This is a genomic window from Curtobacterium sp. VKM Ac-2884 (assembly GCF_015350945.1).
GTDB lineage: Bacteria > Actinomycetota > Actinomycetes > Actinomycetales > Microbacteriaceae > Curtobacterium.
Window position 1 is genome coordinate 145,099 of the sequence record NZ_JADKSA010000002.1, and the last position, 12,739, is coordinate 157,837.

The 12,739-nt window shown below is 71.0% G+C and carries 12 protein-coding genes; 5 read left to right on the forward strand and 7 right to left on the reverse strand.

Features of this window, described 5'->3' with window-relative positions; all coding sequences use genetic code 11:
* Nucleotide 1: 1 nt before the first annotated feature.
* Entirely contained in the window at nucleotides 2-1,300 is a 1,299-nt protein-coding gene (locus tag ITJ60_RS05080; RefSeq protein WP_159573575.1) for an MFS transporter, read from the reverse strand.
* Between the two features lie 254 nt (nucleotides 1,301-1,554).
* Between ITJ60_RS05080 and ITJ60_RS05085 the strand changes: the two genes are divergently transcribed.
* Together ITJ60_RS05085 and ITJ60_RS05090 are read left to right on the forward strand one after the other, a co-directional pair.
* Nucleotides 1,555-2,355 carry a sugar phosphate isomerase/epimerase family protein gene (locus ITJ60_RS05085; RefSeq protein ID WP_194647185.1) on the forward strand — a complete coding sequence of 267 codons (801 nt, stop codon included), beginning with the start codon at nucleotides 1,555-1,557 and terminating at the stop codon, nucleotides 2,353-2,355.
* Entirely contained in the window at nucleotides 2,331-3,467 is a 1,137-nt protein-coding gene (locus tag ITJ60_RS05090; RefSeq protein ID WP_194647186.1) for a Gfo/Idh/MocA family protein, read from the forward strand. The genes ITJ60_RS05085 and ITJ60_RS05090 overlap by 25 nt, the downstream gene beginning before the upstream one ends.
* Before the next feature lie 128 nt (nucleotides 3,468-3,595).
* On the opposite strand, the gene ITJ60_RS05095 is transcribed toward ITJ60_RS05090, so the two are convergent.
* The 6 genes from ITJ60_RS05095 to ITJ60_RS05120 form a co-directional block, all read right to left on the reverse strand.
* Nucleotides 3,596-4,210 (reverse strand): TetR/AcrR family transcriptional regulator, encoded by a 615-nt coding sequence (locus ITJ60_RS05095; RefSeq protein ID WP_111083743.1) that lies wholly within the window; start codon nucleotides 4,208-4,210, stop codon nucleotides 3,596-3,598.
* Nucleotides 4,211-4,361: 151 nt separating this feature from the next.
* The gene (locus tag ITJ60_RS05100) at nucleotides 4,362-4,898 is read right to left on the reverse strand and encodes a MarR family winged helix-turn-helix transcriptional regulator (RefSeq protein ID WP_194647187.1); all 537 of its coding nucleotides are present in this window, start codon (nucleotides 4,896-4,898) and stop codon (nucleotides 4,362-4,364) included.
* A gap of 18 nt (nucleotides 4,899-4,916) precedes the next feature.
* Nucleotides 4,917-5,099 carry a hypothetical protein gene (locus ITJ60_RS05105; protein WP_123292879.1) on the reverse strand — a complete coding sequence of 61 codons (183 nt, stop codon included), beginning with the start codon at nucleotides 5,097-5,099 and terminating at the stop codon, nucleotides 4,917-4,919.
* Between the two features lie 118 nt (nucleotides 5,100-5,217).
* Nucleotides 5,218-5,826 (reverse strand): hypothetical protein, encoded by a 609-nt coding sequence (locus tag ITJ60_RS05110; RefSeq protein WP_194647188.1) that lies wholly within the window; start codon nucleotides 5,824-5,826, stop codon nucleotides 5,218-5,220.
* A gap of 1 nt (nucleotide 5,827) precedes the next feature.
* Nucleotides 5,828-7,858, reverse strand: coding sequence for a primary-amine oxidase (locus ITJ60_RS05115; protein WP_194647189.1), 2,031 nt, complete (start codon nucleotides 7,856-7,858; stop codon nucleotides 5,828-5,830).
* Nucleotides 7,859-7,938: 80 nt separating this feature from the next.
* Nucleotides 7,939-9,432, reverse strand: coding sequence for an APC family permease (locus tag ITJ60_RS05120; RefSeq protein ID WP_194647190.1), 1,494 nt, complete (start codon nucleotides 9,430-9,432; stop codon nucleotides 7,939-7,941).
* Between the two features lie 219 nt (nucleotides 9,433-9,651).
* Between ITJ60_RS05120 and ITJ60_RS05125 the strand changes: the two genes are divergently transcribed.
* Genes ITJ60_RS05125 through ITJ60_RS05135 form a run of 3 tightly spaced genes read left to right on the forward strand, consistent with a single transcriptional unit; the run spans nucleotide 9,652 to nucleotide 12,546 of the window.
* A complete protein-coding gene (locus ITJ60_RS05125; protein ID WP_194647191.1) occupies nucleotides 9,652-11,169 on the forward strand; it encodes an APC family permease in 1,518 nt (505 codons plus the stop codon).
* Complete coding sequence (locus ITJ60_RS05130; RefSeq protein WP_323749108.1) at nucleotides 11,166-11,816, forward strand: helix-turn-helix domain-containing protein; 651 nt, start codon at nucleotides 11,166-11,168, stop codon at nucleotides 11,814-11,816. The genes ITJ60_RS05125 and ITJ60_RS05130 overlap by 4 nt, the downstream gene beginning before the upstream one ends.
* A gap of 43 nt (nucleotides 11,817-11,859) precedes the next feature.
* A complete protein-coding gene (locus tag ITJ60_RS05135) occupies nucleotides 11,860-12,546 on the forward strand; it encodes an SDR family NAD(P)-dependent oxidoreductase (protein WP_194647192.1) in 687 nt (228 codons plus the stop codon).
* Nucleotides 12,547-12,739 lie beyond the last annotated feature (193 nt).

Sequence of the window (12,739 nt, forward strand, 5' to 3'; positions counted from 1 at the left end):
GCTATCGAACCCGCTTGATGGGGATCACCACAAGGGCACCGACGATGGCGATCGCGCCGGCGGCCCAGCACATGAGCGTGTAGTTGTCGGCGGCGTCGCCCGACCCGATCTTCAGGAAGAACAGTGCGACGGCCGGAGCGAGCGACTGCGGCAGCGCGTTGGCGATGTTGATGACCCCGAGGTCCTTGCCGGGGCGGTCGGCGTTCGGCAGCACGTCGACGACGAGCGCCGTGTCGATGGCTGAGTAGATGCCGTACGCGAAGCCCATGATGACCTCGGCAACGTAGAAGCCGTTCACGGTGTCGGCGTGCGCGAGCACGACCAGGCCGACCGCGAACATCGCCGTCGAGCCACCGACGAAGACCTTGCGACGGCCGATCTTGTCGGACGCCCACCCGGACAGCGCCGCGCTGACCAGGAGCGCGATCGTGTAGAGCAGCACACCGAAGGCGACGGCCGCGGTGGCCTCCTTCGCGTCCTCGATGCCGAGGTGCTTCTCCATGTAGAGCAGGCGGTAGGTCGTGAACATGAAGGTGGCGAAGATGATCAGGAAGCGCGACCACCAGGCGAACGCGAAGTCCGGGTTCTTGATCGGGTTCGTCCAGAACGAGGCGATGAGGTTCAGGAACGTGAACTTCTTCAGCTTGTACGTCGGCAGGTCGTCACGGGCGACCACGGCGTACACCGCGACGAGGATGATCGCCAGGATGCCTGGTGCGATGAACAGCACGGGCAGGTTCGCGACGAAGAACACCGACAGGTAGGTGCCGGCGAGCACGGCGATGTTCTGCGCGAGGGCGATGATGCTCGACGAGCGGCCGCGCTGCAGCTGGGGGACGTTGTCGGCGAAGCTCGCGAGCAGGGTGGCCAGCGTCGCGTTGGCGGCGAGCTGGGCGAGGAGCCAGGCCAGCGTCAGGTTCAGGACGTCGGGCGAGTAGGCGATCCAGGCCAGGGCGATCGCGAACACGACGACACCGCTCAGCAGCCAGGGCCGACGACGACCCCAGCGGGTGCGGGTGCGGTCGGACAGCGCGCCGGCGAGGGGGTTCATGATGAGCGCACCGAACGCGCCGATCGGCAGCACCGAGCCGATGACGTTCGCCGCGTCGTCGCCGACCAGGGCCTGCGCCTTGAGCTGCATGCTGACGTAGACCGGTGCCATGAGTGCGACGAAGAGGCCGAACTGCCCGAGGAACAGGGCGATCTGGTAGCCGATGCCCACCTTCACGGTGCTGATCGGCTGGGTGATGCCCTCTTCGGGGTGCAACAGTGCCGGGCTGCCGGGTTCGGGTGTGCTCATGACGCCTCCTTGAGTCGATGCTGGTGGCCAAAACCGTCCTGTGCACGGTTTTGACTGGCTGAGCATACATCGACAGGTGTCGTTCATGGACCGACGTGCGACACGGGGGACGCAAAAACTACACACCGGGTGGTTTTTGGGGTAGCGTCGTCATCGATCTCGCCGTGGAGCATCGCTCCTCGACGGACTGCGACACCCGGTGCTTCGACACCTGGGAGTCGCGACCCCCAGACAGGACCGAAGGAGCCTCTGCAATGCCCACCACTTCTGTGCAGCTGTACTCGCTGCGAGACGCCATCGCCGAAGACCTCGACAAGGCCATCGCCCGCGTCGCCGAGATCGGGTACGAGAACGTCGAGCCCTACGCGTTCGTCGAGCGTGCCACGGACCTCGAGCGTGCCTTCGCCGCGACCGGCCTCACGGCACCGTCCGGCCACGTCGCCGTGATCGACGCCGAGGACACCGCGCCGATCTGGGACGCCGCCGAGCGCCTCGGCATCCAGACGGTCATCGACCCGTTCATCCCGACCGACCGCTGGCAGACCGCCGACGACGTCGCGAAGATCGCCGAGCGCGTCAACGTCCTGACCGCCGAGGCAGCCTCGCGCGGCCTGAAGTTCGGCTACCACAACCACCAGTGGGAGTTCACGAACAAGGTCGACGGTCGCACGGTCTACGACCACTTCGTCGAGCAGATCAGCCCGGAGACGGTGCTCGAGCTCGACACCTTCTGGGCCACCGTCGGCGGCGCCGACGCCCCCGCCGTCCTGCGGGCACTCGGCGACCGCGTCGTCGCCATCCACGTCAAGGACGGCAAGGTCGACGGTGACATCCTCACCGCACTGCCCTCGTCGGAGAGCGCGCTCGTCGTGCCCGAGGCGCTGCAGCGTGCGTTCGAGAACCAGACCCCCGCGGGCCAGGGCGACGTGAACGTGGCGGGCATCCTCGCCGCGGCGCCGCAGGCCATCCGCGTCGTCGAGTTCGACGCCTACTCCGGCGACGTCTTCCAGGGCATCACCGAGTCCCTCGCATGGCTGAAGGACAACGACAAGTGAGCCGCATCGGAGTCGGCATCATCGGTGCGGGGAACATCTCGGACCAGTACCTGACGAACCTGACCCAGTTCGCCGACGTCGAGGTCCTGATGGTCGCCGACCTCATCCTCGAGCGCGCCGCGTCCCAGGCCGAGAAGTACGGCGTGCCCGCGTCCGGCACGGTCGAGGAGCTCCTCGCCCGCGACGACATCCAGATCGTGGTGAACATCACGATCCCCGCCGAGCACGCCAAGGTCGGCCAGCAGATCATCGCTGCCGGCAAGCACACCTGGAGCGAGAAGCCGGTCGCGACGAACGCCTCGGACGCGCAGGAGCTGCTGGCAGCCGCTGCGGCCGCCGGTGTCCGCTACGCCTGCGCCCCCGACACCGTCCTCGGTGCCGGCATCCAGACCGCCATCCGCGCCATCGCCCGCGGCGACATCGGCACGCCGCTCACCGCGACGACGATGTTCCACGTGCCCGGACCGGACCAGTGGCACCCGGACCCCGAGTTCCTGTACGCCCAGGGCGCCGGTCCGCTGTTCGACATCGGCCCGTACTACGTCACGACGCTCCTGCACGCCTTCGGTGCCGCCTCGCGCGTGCAGGCCGTGTCGTCGAAGTCCCGCGAGACGCGTGTGATCGGTTCCGGCCCCCGCGCCGGCACCGAGTTCGCCGTCGAGGTGCCCACGCACCACGCAGCGCTCATCTCGTTCGAGGGCGGCCAGTCGGCCCAGACGACCCTGTCGTTCCAGCACGCGCTGCCCCGCAACGGCTTCGTCGAGATCAACGGCTCCGAGGGCACCATCGTGCTGCCGGACCCGAACGTCTTCGACGGCGACAGCACGCTGTGGACGCTCGGCAAGGACGAGCCGACCACGCTCGAGCACAAGGGCTCCACCTGGGGCCGTGGCACGGGTGTCGTCGAGCTGGCCCGCGCGATCGCCGAGGGCCGCCCGGAGCGCGCCTCCGGTGCCGTCGCGTCGCACGCGCTGGACGTCATGCTCGGCATCCGCGACGCCGCCGAGTCGGGTCAGTCCGTCGAGATCACCTCGTCGATCGACCCGATCCAGCCGCTCCCCGAGGACTTCGACCCCGCCGCCGCGGTCCTCGCCGAGGCCGCGAACGCGTAGTCACGTCGTGCGTCGCGCACCGCGCCGCACCTGGTGAGCAGAAATGGTCGGGTCCCGAACGGGGACCCGACCATTTCTGCTCACGAAGCGCACGCGCCGCGCACGCACCACGCGCGCACGCGCCACGCTCACTCCGGCGGCGCCGGCACGATCTGCTCGAGCAACCGCAGCACCTTCTCGCCGTCGACGGCCTCGGGGTCGAGCAACCACTGCACCTGCAGCCCGTCGGATGCCGCGATGCTCAGCGACGCGAGGTCGACCGGGTCGAGGTCGCTGCGGATCCGCCCCGCTGCCTGGTCCGCCGCGATCAACGCGGCCAGGTCGGCCCGGAGCCGCGTGAACCGCTCCCGCATGAAGTCACGGGTCGCCGGGTGGCCCTCCTGCACGGCGTCGGCCGCGAGCGTCGTGTAGAGCTGCACCAGGCCCGGCACCGCACGGTTGCGCGAGGCACTGTCGCGCATGTCCCCGATCGCCGACTTCAACCGGTCGGGCGCCCCCTGCTCGCGCACCTCGTGCTCGCGGTAGACGGCGAGCAGCAGTTCGTCACGGCTGGGGAAGTAGTGGCGGAGCGCCGCGTGGGTGATCCCGAGGGCCTCGGCCACGGACCGCAGCGACGATGCGTCGACGCCCTGTTCCGCGACCATGCGGATCATCTCGTCGAGGATCTGGGTCCGGCGCTCGGCTCCCTTGCGGTACCCGCCGCGTCGCGGCGGGGCCGCGTCGTCGTCGGCGGGGTGCGTCATGCACCCAACTTACCGCTGGAAGGTTTTTCCGCCACCGTCTGGAGGCCCGCAGCGATCCGGTACCGCGCCTCCCGTCGACGGGTGCTCGCGTCGACCGCCTCGGTCGCGTCGGGCCGGTCGCGTCGGGCCGGTCGCGCCAGCCCCGGGCTCGTCAGCCCTGGTCGTCGACGGTGTACTCGTCGACCGGCGTCGGCTCACCGTCGGCGAGCGCGTCGACGATCCTGGTCAGCGACTCTGCGAGCACGGCGTTGTCGGCGTCGGACAGGTGGTCGAGGACGCCGACCACGGCCTCGTGGAAGCGGGCGTACGAGGCATCGATCTTCTCGGCGGCCAGGTCGGTGGGTTCGAGGACCTGCGCGCGACGGTCGGTGGGGTGCGCGGTGCGGACGAGGAGTTCCTTGTCGACGAGCGCGTCCACGAGCTTCGTGACCGAGGCGTTCGACACGGTGAGCATGACGGCGAGGTCCTTCGGGCCCATGGTGCGGCCGTCGCGGTGGGCCTGGAGCATGTACCGGATCGCCAGCGACTCGTTCTTGCTCAGCCCGCTCTCGATGCGTGCGGACTCGATCTGCTGCTCCTCGGCGTGCTGGAGGCGCAGCAGCGCATCGACGGCGGTCTTCGCAGCCTGGGATCGGGGCTCGTGGGCGTAGAGGTGGACGTGCTCTCGACGGACGACGGTCAACGGCATGTGATCATGCGCTCCTTGCTACGCGGCGGGGACGGTGAAGAAGTCGGCGTACGCCGGCTCGGCGCGACCGGCGAGGAGCGACGGGTCCTCGATGCGGCGCTCGACGTAGGCGTCGATGACGGCCGGGTCGGTCAGACCGATGCGGGTGTGGCTGCCACCGATCCGTGCCGCCCGAGGCATCCCGGAGTACGTGCTGTGCATGTCTGATCCTGCCCTTCTGCGGCCGTTCGTCCCCTGCGGACGCTCGAACTCTTTCACGACGTGAACGTTTTCCGCAACGAACGATTCGCAAATTGTACGTTTCGCGCGCCGAACCGGTTCAGATCATCGCCGCGGCCATCACCGTCACCGCGATCCCCATGGCGAGCGTCTCGACGACGGGGAGCGCGCGGGTCCGACGCCGGATGCCGTCCCGCACCATGTGGGCGGTGAGCAGCAGGTAGCCGGTGGTCAGGCCACCGAGGACGACCTGCCACGTGACGGCGACCGCACCGCCGTGTCCGTGCATGCCGACACTCGCCATGCCGGTCATGCCGGGGTCGTGCGCCATGCCGACCCCGAGCGCCCCCATCACCAGCAGACCGAGCGCCGCGTGCAGTCGCCCGAACCGACCGTGCGCCGAGGTGCCCCGGACCGCCGGAGCGGACCCGGGCCTCCCGTCCGAACCGGACGCACCGGACGCACCAGACGCACCGGACGCGCTCTGCACCCGGTGCACCGCCGCGACCACCACGGCGAGCAGCGCGAGCACCACGAACCAGAGCACCCCGGGCAGCACGCGGGGCCCGAAGGCCCCGTCCACCATCGCGGCCACCATCACCACTGCCGCCACCACGTCGACCGCACGGCCGGGGCGCCACGCCCCGACCGTGCAGCAGGCCCCGGCGGACGCCGGCACGATCGCGGCGAGCCCGAGCAGGTCGGTCACGTCAGTGTCCGTGCCCGTGGTCGTGCTGGTGCTCGGCTGCGTCGTGTGCGGCCCCGACGGCGCCGGAGACGTGGTGCGAGCAGTGCGACCCGGTGGACGCCCCGATGGCCGCCGGCACGTTCAGCGCCGGGTTCCGCGGGAAGAACCCGTACGGCTTGAGCGTGAACTTGGCGTAGTCGACGGGCATGACGGGCCAGTCTTCGGGCCGCGGGAAGTGCGTCGGGCCGAAGGTGTGCCAGAGCACGATGTCCTCGCCGTCGAGCGGACGGTCCCCCTCGACGTACCGGGCGACCCCGTCGCCGCCGGGGTTCTGGTGCACGAAGTCGCCGGCGGCGAAGCGCTCCGCCGGGTCGTACTGCGTGACGTACAGGTGCTTGCGGGCGAACTCGGCACGGGCGGCGACCGAGGACGAGTCGTCGGCGAGCAGCACGGGGGCGTCCTGCGGGTACAGCACGTAGCCGGTGGGGCGGTCGAGGTGGTTGCGCTCCTCGGTGTTCGAGACGAACCACGTGCGTGCCTTGGACGCGTCGGCGAGACGGCCGGACGACGACTCCGACGCGATCCGGGTCACCGACTTCGTGAACGCGTTGCCGTGCTCGTTGCCCGGCCCGACCGGCACCCGCACGGCGTCGACCTCGTCCACGGCGTTCGACAGCCCGTCGACCATCATGTCGAGCCGCGCCGAGAACAGGTGCTGGTGGTACGGGGCACCGAGGCCGGGGGCGACCTCGGAGGCGTAGGGGTAGTCATCGCCGGACTCCGAACGGCCCGGGTACGAGCTGGTGAAGAGCACGCCGGTGAGCTTCGCCTCGCACTCGATCGTGCCGTCCAGGTAGAGGTACCAGTAGAAGCCGTAGTCGTAGTTGCCGACGGTGGTGAAGAACGAGATCACCAGGCGCCGGGACCGACGGACCTCCTGCGAGCCGGTGTAGATGTCGCCGTGCTTCCAGAGCGTGCCGAAGTCCTCCTCGTGCATGCAGATGCCGTTGCGGATGGTCTGCGGGTTGCCGAGCTCGTCGGCCAGCACGGCGTCGAAGTACTGGATCTCGCCGACGCAGTCGCAGCCGAGCTCGAGCGAGTTCGTGAACCGACCGAACAGGTACTCGCCGGTGTCGAAGTAGTTCTGCCAGAACCGCACCGGAGACGGGTCGCCGTACGGCACGAGCATCTCGTCGATCGACGCCCGGTACACGATCGGGCGCAGCCGCTCGCCGTCCTGCCACGAGAGCTGGCGGAGCACGAGTCCCTCGCGGGCGTCGAAGCCGACCTGGAACCGCCAGTTCGCCCACTCGACGAACTCGCCGTCGACGCGGAACGACGGCCCCTCGGGCTGGGTGATGACGATCGGCTTGAGGTCGAGCGGTTCGCCCTGCATCGCGGGGTCGTCGAAGTTCCCCGAGGTGGTCGGAACGGGCATGTCCGCCACGTCCACGATCCGCGTGACGGCCCGGTTCGCCGCGTCGACGTACGCCGACAGGCCGTCGACGGGGTGCGCCCACACGTGGTCGGCCGGGTGGTCCTGCTTGAAGGCGAGCACGCGCAGGATGCGCCGACCGACCTCCTCCGGGTAGTCGTAGTACCCGGCGGACAGCGGCACGCACTTGACCTCGTCGGCGGACAGGCCGCGCTTCGCCAGGGCGGCGACCCAGCGCTCGTCCGCGTTCGCGATCTCGCCGACGGCGTCGAACTCCTCGATCAGGACGGGCAGTTGGCCGCGGGACCCGTCGAGCACGTCGGTCCGCAGGACCGTGCCGGTGGTGATCGACACGACGCGGTCGGTGGAGCGACCGGTCGCCATGTCGAGCAGCATCACGCGTGCCGTGCGGTCCGGCAGGGGGCCGTCGCCGGCCTGCCACGCCAGGACCTCCTGCTTGTGCGGCTCCTCGAGGCCGACGTAGGCGAAGCGGGTGGTGTCGGTCCAGTCCGGCTGCGCCGTGACGAGGTCGCGCACGGCGGTGAACTCGTCGGGCGTCAGGCTGCCGAGCGGGTGCGTGGTGGTCTGGGTGTCGGTGGTCGGGTCGGTGATCGTCATGTGCGTGGTGCTCCTTGCGCGTTGCGTCGTGCGTGGGGTCAGGTCGGTTCGGCCGGGAGGCGCGTGGTGCGCCCGGCGGGTCAGCTCTCGGTGGCGAGCCGGTCGAGCATCTGCTCGTAGCGGCTCCGACTGCGGCGTCGCAGCACCACCGCCTGCACCACGCCGATGACGGGGACGATCACGACCAGTCCGGTGAGCACGATGCTCACGACGCCGAAGACGCTCGCGCCCGAGGCGTCGACGTCGCCGACGAGCGTCGGGAAGTTCACCCAGATCAGGACGGCGGCGGCGACGAGTCCGAGGAACCCGAGGACGGGCGCGACGATGGTGTTCCAGACCCGCCGGTCCCCGGGGTTGCGGCGGAAGTACACGATGACGGCCAGGCTCGTCGCGGCCATCAGGATCGCGACGCCCAGGGTGGCGACACCGGCGAACCAGCTGAACACCTGCAGCACCGGGTCGAGGCCGAGCACCGCGAACAGCACCATCAGCACGGCGGCGGTGACGGTCTGCACCAGGCTCGAGGTGTGCGGCGACGCGTGCTTCCGGTGCACGTCGCCGAGCCGGCCGGGCAGCAGCGACGCGTTCGCCATCGAGTGCTGGTACCGGGTGATGACGTTGTGGAACGACAGGACGCAGGCGAACATGCTCGTCAGCAGCAGCACGTTGAGCACGGCTTCCCCGGCGCTGCCGATGTACTGCGCGGCGGTGGTGAGGATGAGTGACCCGGGGTCCTTCGCGACCTCGGCGAGGATGCCGTCGGGGCCCCAGGCCATCACGAGCCCCCACGACGCGAGTGTGTAGAAGACACCGATGCCGATCACGGCCGTGTAGGTCGCACGGGGGATGGTCCGCTCCGGGTCCTTCGCCTCGTCGCGGAAGATCGCGGTGGCCTCGAACCCGATGAACGCGGCGATGGCGAACATCAGCCCGACGCCGGGCGACCCGGACATGATCTGCGTCGGCTCGAACGGTGCGAGGGACAGGCCGTCGGCCCCGCCGCGGAACACGATCGCCGCGACCAGGACGAGCACGATGCCGACCTCGCCGACGAGCATCACACCGAGCACCTTGCTCGACAGGTCGATGTGCCGGTAGCCGAGCATCCCGACCAGGGCCACGACGACCAGGGACCAGACGTACCAGGGGATGTCCGGTCCGCCGAGACCCGTGACGGTGACGCCGAGCAGGTACCCGATGTAGCCGTGCACGCTGACCTGGATGGTCGTGTAGGTCAGGAGCGCCAGCGTGGCGGCTCCCGCGCCGGCCGGACGACCGAGCCCGTGCCCGACGAACGTGAAGAACGCGCCGGGCCGCGGCACGTGCCGGGTCATCGCCGCCAGGCCCACCGAGAACAGCAGCAGCACGACGGCCGACGCGGCGTACAGCGACGGGAACCCGACGCCGTTGCCGAGCAGCATGCCGAGCGGGGCGGCTCCGCCGACGACGGTGAGCGGGGCGGCGGCCGCGACGACCATGAACACGATCGCGGTGACGCCGAGCGAGCCGCGCATGGTCCGCTGCGGCGCGGGCGCGGCTCCGAGTGACGCGGGGTCCTTCGTGATGCTGGACATCGTGGCCTTCCGGGTGGGTGGAACGGGGTGGGTGGGGATCGCAGGTGGTGGTGCTGGGTGTGACCACGGTCCCGTGCCGCCGTTGCGGTGCCGTTCCACCGGCGTGAAGCCCTGTCGCCGCCGAATGGGACGTGCTCGTCGGAGGCGTCTCATTTGCGTGAGACGCCGCCGAAACACCACCGAGACACGGGCGCAACGGCGCAGCCCTACGGTTGCCGCATGACCGCGCTCGACCGAGCCATCGCCGACCCGCCCCGGGTGCCCGGCGTCGGCACGCGCTCCCCCGTCGACGGGTTGTCGCGGAGGAGCATCGGCCCGGTCGACGTCCTCGCGCAGTCGGTGTCCGCCGTGGCACCGTCCGCCGCCGCGACCACGATCCCGGTCCTCGTCGCGACGGTCGCGGGGCAGGGTGCCACGTGGTCGCTCCTGGCGGCGATGGCGCTGTCGTTCCTGGTCGGGCGGACGGTGAACCAGTTCGTCCGACGCGTCGCCGGCACCGGGTCGCTCTACACCTACGTCTCGCTCGGGCTCGGCCCGGTCGCCGGGGTCGTCGCGGGCGCCGCCCTGCTGCTCGGGTACGGCTTCATCGCGATGTTCTCGCTCACCGGCAGCGGCTACTACCTCGACTACCTGCTGTCCCGCTTCGTGCCGGCCGCCGGCGACGACGCCCTGGTCACGATCGTCGTGGTGCTGGTGATGGGCGCGGCCGTCTTCGCGGTGATCGCGCTCGGGGTCCGGTTGTCGACCCGGCTGACGTTGCTCGTCGAGTCGTTGTCGGTTGCGGTCATCGTGGTCCTGATCGTCGCGCTGGTCGCGCGCCTGCACCCGGCCGACGCCTCCGCCGTCGCCCTCGGGCCGACGCAGCCGGCGTCGTTCGCGGTCGGCACCGCCCTCGCCGTGACCGCGTTCGTCGGGTTCGAGAGCGCGTCGGTGCTCGGTGTGGAGGCCCGGCGCCCGTTCCAGGCGATCCCCCGCGCGATCTCGTGGACCGTCCTCGTCGCCGGCGTCCTCTACGTGGTCAGCGCTGCGGCCCAGCAGATGGGGTTCGCCGCCGTGGGCGCCGACCTGGCGGCGAGCGCCTCGCCCGTGAACGAGCTGGCGAACGCCTTCGGCATGCAGTGGATCGGGTGGGCGCTGGACCTCGGGATCGCGGCGTCGTTCGCGGCGTGCGCGATCGCCTCGACCACTGCGCTCGTGCGGGTCCTGTTCGCGATGGGCCGCGAGGGGGTCCTGCCCCGGGTGCTCGGCCGGGCGTCGCCACGCTTCCGGACCCCGTTCGTGGCCGGTGCGATCGCATGCGGCGTGCTCACGGTGCTGCCGGTCCTGGGCCTGGCGAGCGGGATCCCGACGTGGACGCTGATGGAGGCCGAGCTCGTCGTCGCCGCCCTCGGGTACATCGCCGCGTACGCCCTGACGTGCTTCGCGGCCCCGGTGTTCCTGCGGCGCATCGGCGAGCTGACGGTGGGGGTCGCGGTGGTCGCCGTCACGACCGGGGTCCTGCTCACCGCCGTCCTGCTCACCTACCTCGGGGTCGAGGCCGCGTCGTCCCGTTGGCCGGCCGTCGCCCTCGCCGTCGGGACGGTCGCCGCGGTGGTGGTCGCGTTCCTGGTGGCCACGCGTCGGCGACCCTGGCGGCGGGGTCGGAGCCGCGCCGTGTACGACGTGCCGGTCGAGGCGGACCTGCTGGGGGCCTCCCGTCCGTCCGCCGGAACCGGCCACCAGGCGGAGGTGCGGTGAGCGAACCCGGACTCCGCGCGCGGCAGCCGAAGGCGATCCAGAACGCCCTCGCGGTGCTGGAGGCCGCCGCGCACGCGGGACCGGGCGTCACCGCCCAGCAGATCTCGGACGCCCTCGGGATGCCGCGGGCCACCACGTACCGGCTCATCACCCTGCTCGTCGAGGACGAGTACCTCGTCCGGTTGCCGGACCTGCGCGGTTTCGCCCTCGGCCACAAGGTCGCCGACCTGGCCGGGGTGTCGCCAGCTCCGGCACTCGCACCGCTGCCCCGGGCCGTGCGCTCGGTGCTCGCCGACGTCCGCTCCGCCGTCCGGGCGGGCGTGCACCTGGCGCGCTACGACGCCGCCGGTGTGCGCGACATCGACGTCGACCCGGACTTCCCGCTGCTCGACGAAGCCGCACTGCGGGCCGCCCCCGGGTCGAGCGCGATGGGTCGGTTGCACGCCGAAGGGGGCCTCGGACCGGTGCACCAGGTCGGCGCGTTCACGGCGGGGTTCGGGTGCCTGGCGCTCCCGGTCCGCGGCGAGCGCGGAGAGCTCGTGGCGGGGCTGACCCTGTCCGCGCCGGCCGCCCGGGTGTCGTCGCCGGGTGACGCGTTGGTGCACCTGCGCCGGGCGGTGACGCGGCTCGAGCCGCTGCTCGGCTGACCGGCTCGCGGACAGCGGTGCGGTCCCGGCATAGCGTGGGCGCGTGGACCTCGAACTCAAGAACCGTGTCGCACTCGTCGTCGGAGGCAAGGGGTACATCGGTGCCGCCGTCGCCGACCGCCTCCGGGCCGAGGGGGCGACCGTCGTCGTCGCGTCCCGCACGGCCGAGGACTCCGACAGCGGCGTGTCGATCGACACCGCCTCGCAGGAGTCGGTGGACGCCGGCATCGCCACCGTCCTCGAGCGGCACGGGCGCATCGACGTGCTCGTCGTGACCGCTGCCCCGAGCGCGAGCACCCTCGACCCGGCCCGGAAGTCCGATCCCGAGCAGGTCCTCGACGCGATCGACGGCAAGGCGCTCGGGTTCCTCCGCGTCGCGAACGCCGTGCTCCCCGCCCAGCGCGAGGCCGGGTTCGGCCGGGTGGTCGTGGTGAGCGGGCAGAACGCCTACTTCTCCGGCAACATCACCGCGTCGCTCCGGAACACGGCGGTGAGCGTCATCGCGAAGAACCTGGCCGACGACGTGGCGGGCACCGGGGTCACGGTGAACGTCGTCAACCCCGGGACCGTGACGGACAACCCGTCCGCCGAGGTCCGGCCGGGAGGCCCCGGCGACTCGACCCCGCGGCAGATCGCCGACCTCATCGCGTTCCTGTCGTCGCCGCTGAACGCGGTGTCCGGCGAGTCCGTCTCGATCGCGCACCGCCAGCGGGGCTCCGTCGTGGTCTGATCGCCGAGTACCGGGTGCTCGCCCCTCGCTTCACCCGCAGGGACGAAGCGCTTCGCTCCTGCGCCCGATGCCCCGGCGACTCCGGACCGCGAGTCTGGAGACATGGAGTCCTCGACGAAACACACGATCGCCACGCTGCTGCTCTGCGCCGCGATCGTCGCCACGACCGTCATCGCCCTCGCCGCCATGACCC